We start from the raw sequence: 18,689 nt of genomic DNA, 5'->3' as shown, positions 1-18,689 counted from the left end.
AACATCTTTTGTACACATTCCCTATGCTTTTATGGACTACATGGATAACATGCTTCTGTACAAAACACTGGTTTAATCGCGTCTATCTCTGAAAAACTTGGGATTTTTAAAGCTAAATACAGCATTATCTATGCTGTGGTTTACACTAACATCGCTGAACCACACTTCTACTTTATTGCCATCTTGGTCTACCACCTCGATCTTTACCAATGCGAGCGGTGTGTTTTTAAAAACCAACGTAGCTTCAGAGCTATGGGACTGTGAGTTTGATGTATTGACGTATTTCAACGCTTTTACTCTCAACTTTGAGTAGCCCTCTTCTTTCACATAGCTGTCTACTTGAACTTCCTTAGAGGAGCCAACAATTGTAGCGGCTAAAATATCAATTGGAGAAGATTCCAAAGACACGTACGATATCTCATCCAAATCTTCGTTATAGTACATCACCTTTTTGTTTCTACTGACTACCAGCATTTTGTTGGGACTCAAGTACTCCAATTTCACTTTAGCTCCCGACTTCACCATATAAATGTTACCATTTCTCACTACGCCATCAGAGCCGTACTGCTCAAATTGCGCCTGAAAGGAACTGATACCGTTCCAGTATCTGACTATCTTCTCATATTCTGAATCCTCAGCAGCACGAATATTCAAAGGCAACCAACACAAAGATAGAGCCAAGAGCAATAATTTCAAATACATGAGTATATTTGATAAAAAAAACAAACGATCGATTGGTTATATTTGATCTGCATTTAGTTGGCAAGACTTTTGTACCACCCAACTTTTTACATGCGTCTTGACATTCTAATTGGCCAAAAATGCAGAAATTGTGCCGATAAAAAATTTAAGTTGATCATCTAAAAAAATGTTGTTAGAAGTTCATTTGTTAAGTATCTATAATACGTTAGTTTAAATTTTAATAAACGCGCTTGCATATGATTAGACATAAATCGGATAATAAAAATAAGGTAAAAGGAAGTTTAGTGAGCAGCAATGATAATGCTAAAAATCAGTCTGTGTCGGTTGGCGCTCAACACGTTAGTTGGGGCGGCAGCATAAGCTGCAGGTCTGAGCATATTACGAGCGGTATTCTACAGAGTTTCAAAGCCGACAGAAGATTCTACAGCATAGCACTGGAGTCGACGCAAGCGCAAATCAAGGCCCACATGAAGCGCAAGTTGATCAAGGAAGCGGACGGTAGGGCGATACTTAGCGCTATAGAAAAAATTAAGGAGATGTCGTCCGTGCAGAGTTTTGACAGTCTTCAGTTTGGTGACATTTACGATTACATCGAGCAACAGATAATCAGTATATCTGGCAAATCCGGTCATGTCTTCTGCGTTGGAAGAAGCAGAGAAGATCAGATTGCTGGTGATATTAGAAGTTGGGTCAGAGGCTCTTGTGATAATCTTGAGGATCTCCTTCAAGCACTGCAGGCTAGTTTAATAGACAAAACAGAGGAGCATATTGGCCTCAAGACCGTGATACCTTACTACTCTTACTCTCAAATTCAACAGCCCATTTACTTAGGCCACCAACTCATGTCTTACGTCGAGATGTTTGTTAGGGATCGTTGCAGATTTAAGGAAATAAGAAAAAGAGCTAATCAATCTTCCTACGGTTCAAACATGGTTGGCACTATACTTGACTTAAATAGGGATGCTATCGCCAGATCCCTGCACTTTGACGATTCAACATACAACTCTATAGACAGCACAACGGACTACGATCACATATTGGAATTTTTGGGAGCTGTGAACATATGTGGAGTTCACATTTCAAAGTTCATAGCTGACGTATTGACTTGGCTTGCTCCTTCCAATAACTTTATATCCTTGAGCGACGCAATAGTTGTTCAGAACATTTGCAATCCTTTGAAGCGTGATCCAAGAGTGTTAGAAGCAATACGTGCAAAAGTCGGAAAACTCTTAGGTCTGTACACTGGAGTACATGCTATCGCTAACGGTTTATCAAGTGGAGTCAGTCAAGATATACATGAGGCTGTTAACTCACTTATTGACTCCTACGATGCTGTCACAATCTCCATAAAAAACATAAAAACGATAGTCGATGATTTCGTAGTCAACAGAAAGGAGGTGAAGGAGGCTTCTCAGGCTAATTTCCCAACTGCTCCGGATGTTGTTGACTGGCTAGTTATGAACCTTGATATCACAACACAAAGAGCTGCAGAGGTAAGCGCGAACATCGTTAAGTTGGCTAGCGCAAAAAATACAAAACTTTCTCTGCTGCCACTGGATGAGCTACAAAAAATAGAGCCCCGTATAACAAAGGACATATACACTGTGTTGGTCACATCCAGGGCTGTTATCAACAGAAGAACTAAGGGTGGCAGCAGTCCTGTGCAAATACGCAAAGCTATCAGAAACGCTAAGAGGGCTTTGTAATAGTGGTACGAACCGTTCCATACATTGTATTAATTTGCTTACTCTTAACAGGCTGTGGTGTCACCGGCCCTCTCTACATTCCAAAAAAGACGGAAATGAATTTTATATCTCCGCAAAGCTGAAAGCCATCTTTTATGGGCTATTACACCTTCATTTTTTATACCAAAAAGACTCAAAATCGATCCTTCCAAGTATAAACGGAATAACATTTTCACATTTTTCTTTCTATTCTTAATAAATCTTATATAAAGAACTATACTAGTAGCTAGTACAGCACAATGTGACTTTTCTTTTTGCTGATGATATGAAGTCTGCAGATAAACTTTGAGCTGATACAGCTACTACCATGCTCAACATAACAAAAGTAAGATAGCTATATACCGAAATGATTTTTACTGGCCCGACCGAAAAAAACAAAAGAAAATATTATTTAGACTGGCTGAGGTTGTCTAGAACCACAAACGTTGGAGTAAGAACGTTTTGGGACCTCCTCAGAATGTTTGAGAATCCAACAAAGGCGATAGAACACCTTCCTTCTCTTGCTAGAAGTGGTGGTTCTCTGCGTGTGCCTCATATCCCCTCCAAAGCTGACATCATGGATGAGCTAGAGCGAGCGGACAAATTTGGAGCGACGATTGTGCCAGCATTTGCAAGTACATATCCAAAGCTACTGTGTACTTTACCAGATACTCCACCGACTTTGACTGTCAAAGGCAATATCGAGCTGCTATCTAACACTCAGTCCATTGCAATAGTGGGGGCACGCAATTCGTCTGCAAACGGTTACAGCATCGCAAAGCGGTTAGCAGAGGATCTAGGCAGCAGTGGTTATGTAGTAGTATCTGGCCTAGCAAAAGGCATAGATACCGCTGCTCACATAGGCGCGCTCGCTACAGGCACTATTGGTGTAATAGCAAGCGGTATTGATCACATTTATCCGCCAGAAAATAAAAATTTGTATCACGCATTATATGAGCGTGGAGCGGTGATATCGGAATTACCTTTTGGAACCAAGCCTAAGGGTACACACTTTCCATACCGTAATAGAATAATATCAGGGCTTTCAAGGGGGGTGATAGTGGTGGAGGCTGCTGTCAAATCTGGAACACTGATTACGGCAAGATTTGCAATGGAGCAAAGCAGAGAGGTATTTGCAATTCCAGGTTCCCCATTAGACGAGAGGAGTAAAGGTACCAACTACTTGATCAAGGATGGAGCTTATCTTGTAGAGACTGCGGAGGAGGTCCTTGCTTTACTATCTGGCACGAAGCTTACATCAGATTTACTAGAGGGTACCAACACATCATTCACAACCCCCAATGTTAAGAAGGAGACGGAAGTAGAAGAGGATTTACCAGATCTCCGCCAAGTAGTTATAAATCAACTATCTTATAGTCCTACTGCACTAGACGCGATCATAGATCAAACTGGCATGAATTCCTCCACGCTTAGCAGAATCATAGTGGAGTTAGAGCTAGCTGGCAGAGTAGAAAGATTGCACCACAACAAGGTCGTCCTACTTCACAAGGATTAGAAGTGTGGGCCCGCTCCTTTGTTTAAAGCATTTACATCATTGGGTACTTTTTTGCTAAATGCCCGTCGTAACCTTTGGGTCCATGTCTTTGTGGACGCATCTTGTTGATGAACATCTGCTTTATTATCATATACCCGTCCTGTAAGACCTGGTAACAGACTCACTGCCTCCGTTGGAGTCCTCCCCCCCCCTTGGCCTGGACCACCTGTGGCAACATCCTTAGTCTTTTTGTCATCTAATTTTCCGCTATTCTTAGAGAACAATAAGCTAATTTTGGAAAACATATAGACTATCAGTTTTTGAAACCAATTCACACCTTCTTTCTGTTTTTGAGGCTCTGACGCTTCTTTGGGTGTGATATCGTCAGGGGCGCTTTGTTTAGGATCAGGCATAACACAAAAACCTATACTATAAACATAGCATTGATGCTACAGCACAAAGTTTAACAGTTGGTTAACAGTTAAACCTAAATGTGATAACGTCCCCATCATTTACGACATACTCTTTGCCTTCTGGTCTTAATTTACCAGCAGCTCTTGCTCCTACTTCTCCATTACAATCGATGTAATCACTATACGATATGGTTTCTGCCCTGATGAAGCCACGCTCAAAATCACTGTGAATTGCACCAGCAGCCTGTGGAGCAAACGTACCCTTCGTAATAGTCCATGCTCTTGTCTCCTTTGGTCCAACTGTAAAAAAGGTGATGAGGTTTAGTACATCGTATGCGCTTCGTATCACCTTACTCAGTCCGTCTTCACTGATGTTCAAAGCATTTAAAAACGCTTGCCTTTCAAGTTCAGTCTCCAAATTTGCTATATCCGACTCAATCTGTACTGAAATCGTCACACACTGCAAGTTTTCACTGCGGGCTCTTTGAATAACACTATTTGAGTAAGAATTCCCAGATACTGCGTCATTCTCCCCAACATTACAAACATACATCACCGGTTTAGAAGTCAGCAACTGCAGGTTTCTAATAAGCTTTTCGTTTTCCTTATTAACCATATGCCTGACCGGCTTACACTCCAATAAGAGGGAGAGCGCCTGGTGTACAAGCTGCAGCTCTTTTTCCAGCTCCTTATTATTTTTTGCTTTTTTCTCCAAAACTGGAATCCTTTTGCTGAGACTTTCATAATCCGCTTGTATCAACTCAATTTCAATGATCTCAATGTCCCTGATCGGATCTACGCCACCTTCAACATGCACTATGTTATCATCCTCAAAGCACCTGACAACCTGAACAATCGCATCTACTTCTCTGATGTGGGATAAAAACTGATGGCCAAGGCCTTCCCCCTTGCTGGCTCCTTTGACCAATCCCGCAATGTCTACAAACTCAATTTGCGTAGGAATGACAGACGCCGACCTTACAACCTCTGCTAATCGATGTAGCCTGGAGTCCGGCACTATCACTTTACCAACGTTTGGTTCAATAGTACAAAACGGATAATTTGCAGCATCTGCATTCTTGGAAAGAGTTAGAGCATTAAAAAACGTAGACTTACCAACGTTAGGTAAGCCCACAATACCACACTGTAGCACTGGCACTGCCTGTTATATATTTTGAGCTTAGCATAGCACAATATAATTTTTCATCAAGTGGCTCCGTGACCAAGCTCTATCAAGGATTCATTGTGCGCCTTACTTGCTTTGGGGTGGACTGTGTGCCCCTTCTGTGACCGCTCTTTTGAAACGTGACCTGATAGATCTTTTGGACGGTACACCTCTACTTCCCTTTTAAAGAGCTTATACTCGTCTCCGTATCTTCGAGCTTTGCCTTCAAGTTCTTCAAACTTTAACTCATCAGCAGTTAAACCATATGCGTGGCATCTCTTACTTAATATTCCAGCAACGCTTTGATACTCCCTTAGCTTTTTTTCACTGTCATCCAATATATGGGTATCTAATGACAGTGTACAGTAAATCTTATTAATACTTTCCTCAAGAAGCTTGACAGTTTCTTGAATGCTTTTAGGGGCTATTGACTCCGTCTCCATAGGCCCTTGCTTAGGAGGGCCTTGCTCAGTAGTTTTAACATCCATAGACTCTTGTTTAGTAGTCTGTTCAGGGCTTTTAGCATCTATGGACTCTTGCTTAGACTGTTCCTTAGCAGCCTGCACAAGATTTTGAAAGTCTATAAACTGTTCGGTACACGTGTTGACAGGAGCTAGGGTGATTTGATCATGCTTATCAAGACTGAAACCGGTTTTGACTAATGTATCCCACAGATCGGAAAGTATTGTGGGAGTTTTAGTTCTTTGCTGTTTGCATACTTTCAGCTTCTCATTAAAACGTTCCTCTATGTCTTCTTTGCTCAACCCGTCACCATCCGCTTCAACTTCTTGGGCTACTTTAATAATATCGTACACTTTGAGTCTGTCCTCCATTGGCATATTTCCAAACTTCCCCTTCATTTCAGGGTATAGCTCCCCTATCAGTTCCTCTCTTTGCTTATCTAGTGTCTTTAGAAATTTTTGACGTTGCTCCTGATACTTTTTCTCTCCAAGAAACATACCAGTATTTGAGGCTATCGTCGTAATTCCACTAAAAGCTACAGATGCTATAGTCATGGGACTTGCTCCACCCAATATACCTAACGCAGTCAATGTACAGGAATGAACTGCAGTAACGTCAAATTGCCGCATTTTATGTGACAGATAACTTATCGCGCGCCTTACGGGACCTCGGGGTTTAGTAACCATGTTGATGTAAGGTTTACACACATGAGTAATCCTCGTATTCATGGCATCACGAATCTGTTGAGACTTAAGATACTGCTTCTCTTTCACAGGCCTTGTACCAAGCAACTTTATCTCTTCTTCTGTGAGAAGTAACTTCTTTTGTTCTGTTGTAAGAGATAATGTCGGCCTTTTGGATTTGTCTTCTTCTCTTTCTCTTTCCTTCTCTAAAAGCTCATGTACAGCCTTATCTTCCTCCTTTAAAGCTCTATTCTTGCGATAGCGTCGCACCTTTCGGCCTACAGCAATGCTAATACCGACTACTCCCAGTACTCCAAAAATAATCGGTATTAGGTACAGACCAGCAGGAGGTAAAAAAAATGCCGATGCTAGACCAACCAACGTAAATATGATGCCAAAACTTGGAGACGCTGAAAAGTCCCACAGAGATTTTAGGCCCTTCTTGAGCTGGATCTTAGCATCCTCAAAAAATTGAGCGGGTGGCATGTGTTCCAGACCTCATGAACGATTGATACGCTTGCTTTTAGTACAGTCTAAGGCCACCGTTGATCGGCAATACTACGCCAGTAATAAAGGATGATTTTTCATGTGCTAAAAACGTGATGGCTCTTGCAATATCGTCGACTGTTGCCAACCTGCCAACTGGCACCTTTGATATTATACCATCCAAAATATCCTTTGGAATCGCTGCAACCATCTCAGTGTTCACATAGCCTGGAGCTATAGCGTTGACGGTCACACCTACTTTTGCACTTTCCAAAGCCAAAGACTTTGTAAATCCTTCTATACCAGCTTTAGTAGCAGAGTAGTTCGTTTGACCTGCCATTCCATGAGCATTGACAGAGCTCATACTGATGATACGACCATACTTGTTATCACGCATCTTTTGTATTACTGCTCTGGTCATATTAAAAACAGAACACAGATTCGTTTCAATGACGTCTTTCCACTGCTGATATGACATCTTGTGCATCATACTATCCCTTGTAATGCCTGCATTGTTGACTAAAACCTCAACATTACCTCCTAGGTACTCTTCAATTTTAACTATACCCTCTTGGCATTGGTTAAAATCAGATACGTTGAGCTTTAGGGTCTTGATGCCTGATTCTTGTTCCAATTGACGTGCATGCTCTTCATTCCCAGCGTATACAGCCAACACACTATATCCTTCCTTCTGCAGCTCTAAAGAAATAGCCTTACCTATACCTCTAGTACCTCCTGTCACAACTGCTCTTCTTGTCATATGCTTACCCCCTTCAAATGGTTTATAAAATTACATTTACCTTTCAACGCACATAGCAACTCCCATACCTCCACCCACGCAGAGTGTAGCAAGCCCTTTGTGGACACCTCTTTTTTGCATTTCGTGAAGAAGAGTGACCAATATTCTTGCTCCAGAAGCGCCAATCGGATGACCCAATGCTATGGCCCCCCCGTTTACGTTTACTTTGGTTGTATCCCAGTTCATGGTTCTGTTGACGTATAGCGCTTGTGCTGCAAAGGCTTCGTTCGCTTCTATCAATTCTAGGTCATTGATACTCCAATGACAAAGCTCCAAGGCTTTTTTAGAGGCAGGAACAGGGCCAGTACCCATCACTATTGGTTCCACCCCCACCTGAGCAAAGCTTTTGATACTACCCAGTATCTCCAACCCTCTTTTAACAGCTTCCTCCCTTGACATTAGCATCACTATTGCAGCGCCATCGTTGATTCCAGAAGCGTTACCCGCAGTTACAGTCCCATCCTCTTTAAAAGCTGGCTTAAGCTTTGATAAACCGTCGCACGTAACATCCCCTTTTATGTATTCATCCTCTTGAAATGGTACCATTCCTTGCTTTGTTCGGACCATAATTGGCACTATTTCTTCTTTAAACCTTTGAGACTTTTGGGCGGCCATTGCCTTGGCTTGGGAATCTACAGTAAATTGATCCTGGTCGTGCCTTGATATGCCAAAACTTTCCGCAATTTTTTCAGCTGTAATACCCATATGCACTTTTTCAAACGCATCAAACAACCCATCATTGATCATGAGGTCAATCAAAGTGGCATTACCCATTTTTTTACCGCCTCTGATGTTCATGCCGTGAAGAGACATACTCATGTTCTCTTGTCCACCAGCAATCACGATTCTGGATTGACCCAATAGAATTGATTGATATCCAAGTGCTATTGCCTTTAATCCGGAACCGCAGACTTGATTGACAGAGAATGCAGGAACATCAACAGGTATCTTACCTTCGATTGCTGACTGCCGTGTCGGATTTTGACCTGCACCAGCTGTCAGTACCTGTCCAATGATCACTTCTGATACCTCACTTGCTTGTACATTTGTCTTAGCAAGTGTTTGACGTATTAGAGCGCCTCCCAATTTATGGGTCTCTGTTGTACTTAGTGCTCCATTGAAACTCCCGATTGCAGTTCTCAATGCACTCACGATCACTACTTCCATTTTTCTCCCCTTTTTTTCTTGTTGTTAATCAACCGAATGATAACCAGCATCTACATAGTGTACGCCACCCGTTATGTTTTTTGCACACCCACTGACTAGAAATGCGGACATATTGCCGACATCTTCTAGATCCACCAACGAGTGTAGCGGTGACTTATCCTTCGCCTTGCTTAACAATCCGCTAAAGTCATCTATCGCTGATGCTGCCCTTGTTTTTACAGGACCTGGAGATATGGCGTTAACACGTATACCCTTTTCTCCTAATTCTGCAGCCATATACCTCACCGCAGACTCCAGTGCAGCTTTTGCAACACCCATGATACCATAATGTTGCACCACTTTCTCGCTACCATAATAGCTTAGTGTTATGATACTACCTCCACTTGTCATCAATGGTTCTGCACACTTAGCCAATCTGATTAGTGAGTGACAGGATATATCCATTGTGGTGCTAAAGTCCTCGGCAGTAGTATCAACCACCCTACCCTTCAGAGCTGCTAATGGAGAAAAAGCTATAGAATGTATCAAAAAATCCAAACTACCCCATGTGCTTTTGATCTCTGCAAACAGTGAGTCCAGATCCTCCATATTTTGTACGTCGCACAGCTTAAAAATGTTGCACCCCAACTCTTCTTTTAAGGGCAACACGTACTCTTCCGATCTTGACTTTCTATATGTGATTGCAAGCTCAGCTCCCAGCTTTCTCAATACAGAGGCGCAGCCATACGCCAAGCTACTACTATTTGCTATGCCTAAAATCAGGCCTTTTTTCCCCCTTACATCCATCATATGTTTCTACATGATTAATACCCATATAATCATGCTACTACTGATTTTCTGAAGTTGTAAAGAACTATGAACAGAAATAAGAAGCTTTTTCTTGCGTGGCTGGGATGGTAGGATTCGAACCTACGGGTGGCGGTACCAAAAACCGCTGCCTTACCACTTGGCTACATCCCAATAAAACAAAAGCATGCAGTAAATCTGCACAAGATAGCACAGACATTTACAATATTCTAAATTGCACAACAAGTCAAATACCAGAATTACCAGACTCTTGTCAATTCCTAAAGTGTTACACTTGGTCATTGACAGTTCAAGTCATTGTCGCTATTAGTGCGTTACATAGTAAGGCATTTAGACAATTTATAAAAATAACACCACGTTACTTATTAGAAATCTATGAAAAGCATTCTTTCTATACAATCACACGTTGCTTACGGGTATGTAGGTAACAAGGCTGCTACATATCCACTACAAGCTATGGGCTTTGACGTATGGCCTATTAACACTGTACAGTTCTCTAATCACACAGGATACCCTGGATGGAGAGGACAGGTCTTTTCAGCAGAACATATCGTTGATTTGGTTTGTGGCATCTTTGAGCTTGGCAAAGCTGGTAGATGTCAAGGCATACTTAGCGGATACATGGGCAGCTCTGCTATATGTTATGCGGTACGAAGTATTGTTCACAAATTTAAGAAACTAAACAGCAGCGTGGTCTATCTCTGTGATCCTGTGATAGGGGACGGCTGTTGTTACGTAAGACCTGAAGTACTAGCTTTTTTTCAGCATCATTTGCGTGCTGACATTATCACACCTAATCAGTACGAAGCTGAGTTTTTATCAGGCATCACGATCAAGCATGTGGAAGATCTACACAAAGTCAGCAAGTACTTTCATGGCTTAGGAGTATCGATAGTTATCATCACGGGCATCAGACTTGAAGGTGATGATGGGCACTTAAATGTTTTTGCATCAAATGGAAGCTCTCATTATCTAATCAAGACGGATGAGTACAAGTCTAACGCAACGATCAACGGAACTGGTGATTTGTTCTCAAGCACATTCTTAGGCGCCTACCTTAAGGACAACAACATTCCAGCGGCTCTTCAATACGCTGTCTCTTGTTTGCAATCTGCGGTAAGGGCCACTGTCGCTTCAGGCACTGGTGAATTACAGGTTTTATCTGTCAATTATCGTGATCCTGCAGAGACGCTCCCGGAAGTCATAAGCTTGTAGATGGTGCACTTGGCGGGAATTGAACCCACAACCTCTGCCTTCGGAGGGCAGCGCTCTATCCAGTTGAGCTACAAGTGCGCAAAAAGCCTATTTCACCTTTGGTTCGACTGATTCTTCTTTAGTCTGCTTCTCGAACCCATCCAAAAACTTCCTAATCCTTGGATCTTGCATTGTTTCCAACAAAGTCTTACCATTAATGTCTACAACGTTGTCCTTGAATCTAGGATTGATATTCAATACAAGGTCTTCCCCTGGCTTTAACTCACCATCCTTGTCTAATGCAGCAAGTGCATCATAAGCATCTGCTTTGACATTCTCCACAGTGCGTTTTAAAAACGCAAACTTACCCTGTCTCTGATCCAGCTTATAAAGCTTCTCAATTAAAGGGTAATTTGCTTCAAGTGTAGATACAACACTCGCGATCATGGCGTGCGGATCAGACACTTTCACGGCAGCAACAAGCTCTCTGCTGCCGTCCTTGTTGTAATCTATGTTTGTATGAATGGTATGATCGTTCAACCTAAGCAAATCTGAGAAATGTAATTCCCCATCGACACTATCACACCTATTGCAACTCCCTTTTGTCTCAGATATGAATGTACGGATATCTAGGGCTACATCCATTAACTGCCTGAGATCTTCCCCAGTGACGGAGCTTCTCAGCACAGAAGGGATATTTTCATTTATGGACCATTCTTTTAAGAGAGCATTTGACAGACGATCTCTGATACTTTCTTTTTGGCCTTGTGTATAGTTTGCCCTACTGTCACCCATAAACTCTAACGATATGTTATGCTCCCCATCGCTTGCAATACCCCATTTGAATTTGCTAGCGTAGGGTCCAGCATGAGTATGGTATGACATATCCAGAAGCCATTTCTCGTCTCGACCTATCTTCGATATATCACGCATATTAGGCCTTGATGATCTAAGGTTCTTTATCATCTCAAGCAAAGACTTTGGGAGGTCCATGACGATCGATACATCTAAATTCCACTCACCTATGACATCAAAAATGAGCCCAGCTATTTTATCAGTTCCAAAGGTACTGGAATTGAGGGCATGATTCAACCACTCCCAAGTCACCCCCTTAACACCAGCTTGATACGTGACTTTATATGCACCGTTTTTGGCTTTCTTACCGATAAAAGTCATACTTGACCCGTTAGCCTTATATATCTCACTATTGTCGCTTACAAAGCGTAGAGAATATGGCTGCTCAATTTTGACTGCGACCTGTGTATCAGGAAAGTCACTCAAGCGCTGACTTAAAATCGCTCCATCAAATTGAACCACTACCGATGGCTTTTCAATGTATGTGTCAACAGTACCAAAACTTATAATGCTCTTTTCACCAGTGGTTTTCATGGTAATCATGTTAGTAAAAGGATTATAACTGGCCTGAATCCCCTCCACATGAATTTTACCAACACCAAGGTCTTCAAATAAAATCGTATCTCCCAACGAAAATCTAAACAAGTACTTTTGAACTTTAAAGGAAGATAGATCGGTCTTTACAATGCGACTAGCTCTGCCTTTTTGCAAATCTACAACCAATTCTTCCATGACAAGCTTTTCAAATCTATTTGCTAGCAGGAGCCAGACGAGAGCCACACAAGCGCTCACCAACGATAATAGTATTAGTGATATTTTTTTCATACATTTTCTCAACTTTTCGGTATATCACTGAAATATAAATAAAAAATATGCAAACAGCAACATCAATTACGTACGATGCCGTGTAACGCTTAAACAATCAGACACTGTGGAAAAATGCCTCAGCAACAAACAGATGCGTCTCAACTCTATCCACAGTCTGTCTTGGCACAAATCTAAACAAATTTCACATCCAAGATTTGGTAATACCGAATTCCTCTTGGGCTTACCACCTCAACAGAATCACCTGACTTCTTTCCTATCATGGCCTTTGCAATCGGCGATGAGAAAGAAATACAGCCAGACGTCGGCTCGGCCTCATAATCGCTAACTATTTTATACACCACCTCCTTTTCTGTATCCTCATCTACCAACCTCACGGTCGCACCAAACACCACGCTTTGACCAGTGAGTGTACGCGTATCTATGACTTCTGCACGTGCAAATTTATCCTCCAGATCAGAGATCTTAGCCTCTATGAACCCTTGCTTTTCCTTTGCGGCACTGTATTCAGCATTTTCGGAGAGATCTCCATGTGCACGTGCCTCTGCAATTGCTGCAACAACCGATGGACGCTCTACAAATTTCATTCTATGGAGTTCTTCGCATAGCTTCTCATATCCAGCTATAGTAATGGGAAACTTGTCCATATTATTTACTGTTATTTTTTACCGTATTGAGACACTTGATACATCATATATTTCGTGCCGTCTATAGATTGTTTGAATTATACCGCACTATTTTCATAATTTGACCAAATCACCCAAAATATACCTTGAGTTCGTTCAAAATTTACTCACATTCTTTGTCGCTCACCTCTCCTCGCCTTTGTCATGCCAGCATCTTCCTATGTCATCAACTATGTTTTAAATGCATTTGCCATCCCGCCACTTCGCCTTGTCCTCGGCACTCTCCCTTTTTTGTCACTTCCGTACTCCTCCTCTGCCACTCCATGCACCTCTCCTCTACCATTCCGGCACACCACTCCCGTTCTCCTCCCTTGTCGTGCCCATCTCTCCCTTGTCATGCCCGCAAAAGCGGGCATCCATTCACCTGTCTTTAAAATAGATATCGCTTAACATTAAGCTTAATGTTCGTTATACTAATCATTAATACCGTTTACGATTGCTATAAACCACTTAAGAGAATGTCATGACAAACTTACCCATTCCTGTAATAAGCGCTTTGCGAAAATTGGGCCAGGACATCAATGATGCAAGGCGTCGAAGACGCATAAGCGCCCAGCTTATGGCACAGCGTGCTGGATTGTCAAGGTCCACAATTGGAAAAATTGAAAAGGGAGAACCAACTACCTCCATGGGTAGTTATGGCGCAGTACTCTTTGTGCTTGGTATGGAGAAACGCATGAGCGATTTAGTTGATAGCGTGCATGACATCGTTGGACGAAGACTTGAGGATGAACATTTACCCAAAAGGGTTCGTATGCCCAACAAAATCAATGAGAAAAGCGATGATCAATAAAGAAATTATTGTCTGTGTTTCTTTAGGATCGCAAAACATCCGTGTTGGAAAGCTATGGTTTCACGTAAAGGGTCATAAAGAAAGCGCTTCCTTTGAATATGATAAAAAATGGCTTGATCATCATGAAAGATTTGCACTTGAGCCGGCTTTAAAGCTGACGGAAAGTGGGTTTCACACAGATCATGCTTCAAGTTTATTTGGTGGATTTGGTGACTCTGCTCCAGATCGCTGGGGGCGTATGCTGATGCGACGTTTTGAGGCTGCCAAGGCAAAAGAGCAAAATCGTCTACCCACCACTCTTTTTGAAATTGATTATTTGCTTGGAGTGAATGATGAAGCACGTCAGGGAGCTCTACGTTTCTCTGTTGCCCCCAATGACAATATATTTCTATCTCCGAAGGAAAAAATCAGTATTCCTCCGCTTGTTGATTTACCTGTGGTAAAATTTATCATAAATTTTTTAGCAATGGTATTAAATCAAGGGACACACTGATCTCTCCTCTGCCACTCCCGCTTCACTCTTTTGTCATGCCCCTCTCTCCTTTTTCATACTCGTTTTCACGGGCATCCATCTCCCTTTCCCAACAACTTAGCAGACTACTTTTGCATCGATTCTTTTCATTCCAATTAATTTGCGGACAAGCTATAACCGGACCAGAGAGTAAAAACATGACCATACCACTCCAGTTTGGAGTTTGGACTGAACATTTGACCAAATTACTTAAAATATACCTTGAGTTAGTTCAGAAAGTATGAACAGTATATGTGAAAGTCAATAACACCAACTTACCAAACACCACCTATGCATGTATCAAGCTCTCCCCTATAGCACCTGGTGACTTGATTGCACCTCAAACCCACTTAGTATCACAACTGACATCAACAGCAAATTTATGCAACACATCAAAGATATTGCAGCCATTATCGACAAATACGAGTTATTTGTCGTGGATATTAATGGAGTCATGCACGATGGCCTTGACTTTTATCCACATGCCTTAAATTTTTTATCGCTTCTTTTAGAAAGAAACAAACAGGTGTTATTTCTTTCAAACGCTCCAAGACCAAGCGGCATCTTTGTAACCAAACTTGCATCAATTGGGTATAACTCACCTGTGATTAGAGTCGTCACTTCTGGAGATTTCTTCGTATACAAACTGACAGAAATGCTAACCAAGACCAAAAAAAAGTTACCATGTCATGTGGTATGCCAGGAACGCAATGAAGATCTACCTTTGGAGGCTCTGGTAGACGCTACAACATTAGAAGAGGCAGAATATCTGATATTACTAGGCTTCACAAGTGAGGGGGAAGCAAAGGATCGATACGATCAGATTCTGCACAAAGCACTAGACAAAAATCTGACCGCATTATGCCCTAACCCAGATGCCATTGCAGTTCTCGGCACTGGTTTTTGCTACCCTGCTGGATTGATAGCACGCAGGTATGAGGCAATGGGAGGCACTGTAATATACTATGGTAAACCACATGTAGAGATATATCGATTTGGTTTACAACATTACTTGCCGGCTATTTCAAATAATGCGATCATTGCGATTGGGGATAACATGAGAACCGATATCGTTGGAGCACACAACATCAAGGTTGATTCACTGCTAGTGATGTATGGAGTGCATGCCAACGATTCCATCACAGAAATATCTCAGTACGATATTTTGCCTACATACGTGCTTTCTTAAGACAGGAGCATCTACTGTATGTGTTATGCTGAGGTCTTTGAGCTATGGTATTATCAATTTGACATCTGGCCACAACATGTGTTCATCAAAACACGAGAGTGACAACCACAGTATCTGAATATGTACCTGCCATGACAATCTGGTTGGGAGGAAGCAATACTGTTATAGGTATGGACTGTGTTGTACCAGTACCAACTGATGGTATACTAGATGTACCACCAGGACTATTGAGATCCCCGCCCCAAGGAGTACCTGATGATGTCAGTATGTAGGACAAGTATGCGTTGTTGGTATTTTGTGGTGCAGTAGTTAATTTCATTCGCCTTGCACTACCGGATATATTTTGGCCACCATCTATCATAATCGAGTATGGTGTACCAACTGTACAAACGGTATTGATCTGAGAATTCATCACAACTTGAGCACCGGTGTATTGACTAATATTGATTGAAGTAGGCGAAAGAGTGCATACACTTTGTACGGTAGTTGTGATCTTCATATTTGCAACCACCGTTTGTCCAACAGCAATGGAATTTGTGAGCAGCTGGACACAAAACACCAAAATAACCCCACATACTCTGGCGGCAGACAGATTGTAAAAAAAACTTTGGCGCATACACATACGTGTAAAAATTCTTAACTCTTACGATACATGATTAACGTATGTTGAGCAATCATCAAGTCATTAACTTACACAAAGACAAAAATATATCGCGCCAATATTAAAAAGTGTGTTATACAGTGAGTTGATGTTTAACTTTTTTCCTCAATCTATATGCGTTCCGTATACAAAGACATAGCTGTCGTTATTCCAGCTCGTTTAGCGTCCGTCAGATTACCAAGAAAGGTACTTGCTGACATAGGTGGCATACCAATGGTGATCAGAGTAGCAAACGCTGCAGCCGCTGCAAATGTGGGAGATGTCTATATAGCCTGCGATGATGATGACGTACTTGATATTGTGTCTAGGTATACTCATCGAGTAATTATGACAGATCGTTACATCGAATCTGGAACTGACAGGGTTCACTCTGTCGCGCACCGTCTTCATCACGAGAACGTATATAGAAACATAATCAACCTCCAAGCTGATTTGCCAACGATCGATCCAACAATCATTCAAGAAGTTGCAGAAAGGCTGCTAGAGGGTGACGCAGATATAGTCACAGCGGTTGCGCAGACCACAATAGCTGAAGCACAGAATAGCAATGCTGTGAAAGCTGTTTTATCTGATGCTGATCGCGTCGTATACTTCTCTAGAGCTTTGTGCCCTTGGGGTGAGGGTGAGCTATTTCACCACATAGGTATATACGGTTATACAGAAGACGCCTTACGTACCTTTGCCAAAGCTCCTCGTACACTACTTGAAAAAAGAGAAAGTTTAGAGCAACTGAGAGCGTTAGAAAATGGGCTCAAGATGTTTGCCGTCGTAGTTGATTCTTTCCCTACATCTGTCGATACTCAAGAAGATCTGGACAAAGTCAGAGCAGAGTTGAGTAGTTCTAACAGCTACAGCAGCTCTGATAGCGATGGCGATTGATCTAGCAGTGTCAATAACTCGGTAATATTGTTTGATAATCTTAGGGAGTATGAAGAACGTTACGCTATCTGTAGTAATACCGGTAATGAATGAAGCTGAAAACGTAGCTCCACTGCTTACAAGTCTTCAACAAGCACTGAATGAGCTAAGTTATGAAGTGATATTTGTAGATGATGGATCTACTGATTCTACATGTAAGGAAATACTCAAGTGTGAATTTGAAAACACCAGGCTGTTGGTTTTTTCCAGAAACTTTGGTCAAACATGTGCACTCACCGCGGGCATAGATGCAGCGCGTGGCGAATACATTGCGACCATTGACGGTGACCTTCAAAACGATCCTTCAGATATTCCGGCAATGCTACAAAAGCTAATATCAGAAGATCTTGATATGTTGACTGGAGTCAGGACGAACAGAAACGACAACTGGGTACTAAGAAAGATTCCAAGCAAGATCGCAAATTTTATCATTAGAAAGCTGTCTGGTACGAATATCAACGATTTGGGCTGTACACTGAAGGTCTTTCGGAGCACTACAGCGAAAAATTTGAGATTGTATGGTGAACTGCACAGATTTATTCCAGTTGTAGCAAACATACAGGGTGCAAAAATTGCAGAAATGCCTGTAAAACACCACAAGCGACAGTTTGGTCATTCAAAATACGGCATCAGCAGAACATTTAGTGTACTGAGCGATCTGACACTACTGCTATTTCTTCAGAGATACAACCAAAGACCTATGCACTTGTTTGGAACTATTGCGTTCACCTTTTTTGCTATAGGGAGTACCATTGGCCTATACATGTTATATCAAAAAGTGCTTGGTCATGACATTGGACACAGGCCACTTTTTTTGATCAGCATACTGTGCATCATGGCCTCTATGCAGTTTGTTACCACTGGGTTCATTGCAGAGCTTTTGGTGCGAGTGTACTACAATCCGGATTCAAACAAGCCATATCGTATTTCATCCGAATACCGCAACGGTAAGCTAGTCTGATGGATGTTGATAGTCCTTCCCTTGTCTTATTAAAAGCTTGTCCGCGTATAATACCAAATTTCAGATTAAATCGTCCATTCGTCAAAAGTCTAGATTTTGAATATCTGTATTAGAGTGCTGGTCTCAATTTCCGTGCGATTTATGTTTTTTGCAAAGGCTTATAGCCAAATGTTGACGTTTGAGGTGCAATATG

General features: G+C 41.8%; 20 protein-coding genes and 2 tRNA genes. 9 read left to right on the top strand and 13 right to left on the bottom strand.

Going from position 1 to position 18,689, the window contains the following annotated elements; all coding sequences use genetic code 11:
• Positions 1 to 72: 72 nt before the first annotated feature.
• On the bottom strand, positions 73 to 660 hold the full coding sequence (locus EDM53_RS05800) for a LolA family protein (protein WP_207215501.1): 588 nt from the start codon (positions 658 to 660) through the stop codon (positions 73 to 75).
• Between the two features lie 278 nt (positions 661 to 938).
• Between EDM53_RS05800 and argH the strand changes: the two genes are divergently transcribed.
• From argH to dprA, 3 genes are all read left to right on the top strand, one after another.
• Complete coding sequence (gene argH / locus EDM53_RS05795; protein WP_130122706.1) at positions 939 to 2,408, top strand: argininosuccinate lyase; 1,470 nt, start codon at positions 939 to 941, stop codon at positions 2,406 to 2,408.
• 2 nt (positions 2,409 to 2,410) lie between these two features.
• Complete coding sequence (gene lptM / locus EDM53_RS06605) at positions 2,411 to 2,530, top strand: LPS translocon maturation chaperone LptM (protein ID WP_130122705.1); 120 nt, start codon at positions 2,411 to 2,413, stop codon at positions 2,528 to 2,530.
• Positions 2,531 to 2,793: 263 nt separating this feature from the next.
• A complete protein-coding gene (gene dprA / locus EDM53_RS05785) occupies positions 2,794 to 3,942 on the top strand; it encodes a DNA-processing protein DprA (RefSeq protein WP_130122704.1) in 1,149 nt (382 codons plus the stop codon).
• Here dprA and EDM53_RS05780 read toward each other — a convergent pair.
• From EDM53_RS05780 to EDM53_RS05750, 7 genes are all read right to left on the bottom strand, one after another.
• On the bottom strand, positions 3,939 to 4,334 hold the full coding sequence (locus tag EDM53_RS05780) for a hypothetical protein (protein WP_130122703.1): 396 nt from the start codon (positions 4,332 to 4,334) through the stop codon (positions 3,939 to 3,941). The genes dprA and EDM53_RS05780 overlap by 4 nt on opposite strands.
• A gap of 61 nt (positions 4,335 to 4,395) precedes the next feature.
• Positions 4,396 to 5,487 carry a redox-regulated ATPase YchF gene (gene ychF / locus EDM53_RS05775; RefSeq protein WP_130122712.1) on the bottom strand — a complete coding sequence of 364 codons (1,092 nt, stop codon included), beginning with the start codon at positions 5,485 to 5,487 and terminating at the stop codon, positions 4,396 to 4,398.
• A 53-nt stretch (positions 5,488 to 5,540) separates the two neighbouring features.
• Positions 5,541 to 7,130 carry a DUF308 domain-containing protein gene (locus EDM53_RS05770; protein WP_130122702.1) on the bottom strand — a complete coding sequence of 530 codons (1,590 nt, stop codon included), beginning with the start codon at positions 7,128 to 7,130 and terminating at the stop codon, positions 5,541 to 5,543.
• 37 nt (positions 7,131 to 7,167) lie between these two features.
• Positions 7,168 to 7,890, bottom strand: a complete 723-nt coding sequence (gene phbB, locus EDM53_RS05765; RefSeq protein WP_130122701.1) for an acetoacetyl-CoA reductase — start codon at positions 7,888 to 7,890, stop codon at positions 7,168 to 7,170.
• Between the two features lie 36 nt (positions 7,891 to 7,926).
• Positions 7,927 to 9,096 (bottom strand): acetyl-CoA C-acetyltransferase, encoded by a 1,170-nt coding sequence (locus EDM53_RS05760; protein WP_130122700.1) that lies wholly within the window; start codon positions 9,094 to 9,096, stop codon positions 7,927 to 7,929.
• A gap of 24 nt (positions 9,097 to 9,120) precedes the next feature.
• The gene (gene fabI, locus EDM53_RS05755) at positions 9,121 to 9,885 is read right to left on the bottom strand and encodes an enoyl-ACP reductase FabI (protein WP_242507911.1); all 765 of its coding nucleotides are present in this window, start codon (positions 9,883 to 9,885) and stop codon (positions 9,121 to 9,123) included.
• A gap of 96 nt (positions 9,886 to 9,981) precedes the next feature.
• Positions 9,982 to 10,056 (bottom strand) — tRNA-Gln (locus tag EDM53_RS05750).
• Positions 10,057 to 10,278: 222 nt separating this feature from the next.
• On the opposite strand from EDM53_RS05750, the gene pdxY reads away from it, so the two are divergent.
• Positions 10,279 to 11,118, top strand: coding sequence for a pyridoxal kinase (gene pdxY, locus EDM53_RS05745; protein ID WP_130122699.1), 840 nt, complete (start codon positions 10,279 to 10,281; stop codon positions 11,116 to 11,118).
• A gap of 1 nt (position 11,119) precedes the next feature.
• Here the strand turns inward: pdxY and EDM53_RS05740 are convergent.
• The 4 genes from EDM53_RS05740 to EDM53_RS06285 all read right to left on the bottom strand — a co-directional run bounded on the left by EDM53_RS05740 (position 11,120) and on the right by EDM53_RS06285 (position 13,801).
• A tRNA-Arg gene (locus EDM53_RS05740) sits at positions 11,120 to 11,196 on the bottom strand.
• 9 nt (positions 11,197 to 11,205) lie between these two features.
• Positions 11,206 to 12,777, bottom strand: coding sequence for a hypothetical protein (locus EDM53_RS05735; protein ID WP_130122698.1), 1,572 nt, complete (start codon positions 12,775 to 12,777; stop codon positions 11,206 to 11,208).
• 173 nt (positions 12,778 to 12,950) lie between these two features.
• Positions 12,951 to 13,424, bottom strand: a complete 474-nt coding sequence (gene greA / locus EDM53_RS05730) for a transcription elongation factor GreA (RefSeq protein WP_130122697.1) — start codon at positions 13,422 to 13,424, stop codon at positions 12,951 to 12,953.
• Between the two features lie 209 nt (positions 13,425 to 13,633).
• On the bottom strand, positions 13,634 to 13,801 hold the full coding sequence (locus EDM53_RS06285; RefSeq protein ID WP_165379689.1) for a hypothetical protein: 168 nt from the start codon (positions 13,799 to 13,801) through the stop codon (positions 13,634 to 13,636).
• Between the two features lie 125 nt (positions 13,802 to 13,926).
• On the opposite strand from EDM53_RS06285, the gene EDM53_RS05725 reads away from it, so the two are divergent.
• The 3 genes from EDM53_RS05725 to EDM53_RS05715 all read left to right on the top strand — a co-directional run bounded on the left by EDM53_RS05725 (position 13,927) and on the right by EDM53_RS05715 (position 15,956).
• The gene (locus tag EDM53_RS05725) at positions 13,927 to 14,256 is read left to right on the top strand and encodes a helix-turn-helix domain-containing protein (RefSeq protein ID WP_130122696.1); all 330 of its coding nucleotides are present in this window, start codon (positions 13,927 to 13,929) and stop codon (positions 14,254 to 14,256) included.
• The gene (locus tag EDM53_RS05720; protein WP_130122695.1) at positions 14,246 to 14,749 is read left to right on the top strand and encodes a HipA N-terminal domain-containing protein; all 504 of its coding nucleotides are present in this window, start codon (positions 14,246 to 14,248) and stop codon (positions 14,747 to 14,749) included. Before EDM53_RS05725 ends, EDM53_RS05720 begins: the two co-directional genes overlap by 11 nt.
• A 400-nt stretch (positions 14,750 to 15,149) precedes the next feature.
• Complete coding sequence (locus tag EDM53_RS05715; RefSeq protein WP_130122694.1) at positions 15,150 to 15,956, top strand: TIGR01459 family HAD-type hydrolase; 807 nt, start codon at positions 15,150 to 15,152, stop codon at positions 15,954 to 15,956.
• Positions 15,957 to 16,041: 85 nt separating this feature from the next.
• On the opposite strand, the gene EDM53_RS05710 is transcribed toward EDM53_RS05715, so the two are convergent.
• Positions 16,042 to 16,572: a Csu type fimbrial protein gene (locus EDM53_RS05710; RefSeq protein ID WP_165379687.1), complete on the bottom strand. Its 531-nt coding sequence runs from the start codon at positions 16,570 to 16,572 to the stop codon at positions 16,042 to 16,044.
• 159 nt (positions 16,573 to 16,731) lie between these two features.
• Here EDM53_RS05710 and kdsB point away from each other — a divergent pair, with 159 nt between their 5' ends.
• Positions 16,732 to 17,496 carry a 3-deoxy-manno-octulosonate cytidylyltransferase gene (kdsB, locus tag EDM53_RS05705; protein WP_130122692.1) on the top strand — a complete coding sequence of 255 codons (765 nt, stop codon included), beginning with the start codon at positions 16,732 to 16,734 and terminating at the stop codon, positions 17,494 to 17,496.
• 49 nt (positions 17,497 to 17,545) lie between these two features.
• Positions 17,546 to 18,496 (top strand): glycosyltransferase family 2 protein, encoded by a 951-nt coding sequence (locus EDM53_RS05700; protein ID WP_130122691.1) that lies wholly within the window; start codon positions 17,546 to 17,548, stop codon positions 18,494 to 18,496.
• Positions 18,497 to 18,689: the final 193 nt, after the last annotated feature.

This window comes from Rickettsiales endosymbiont of Peranema trichophorum (genome assembly GCF_004210275.1).
In the GTDB taxonomy this organism is placed as follows: domain Bacteria; phylum Pseudomonadota; class Alphaproteobacteria; order Rickettsiales; family Midichloriaceae; genus RICK02.
This window is presented reverse-complemented; position numbering and strand designations above follow the sequence as displayed.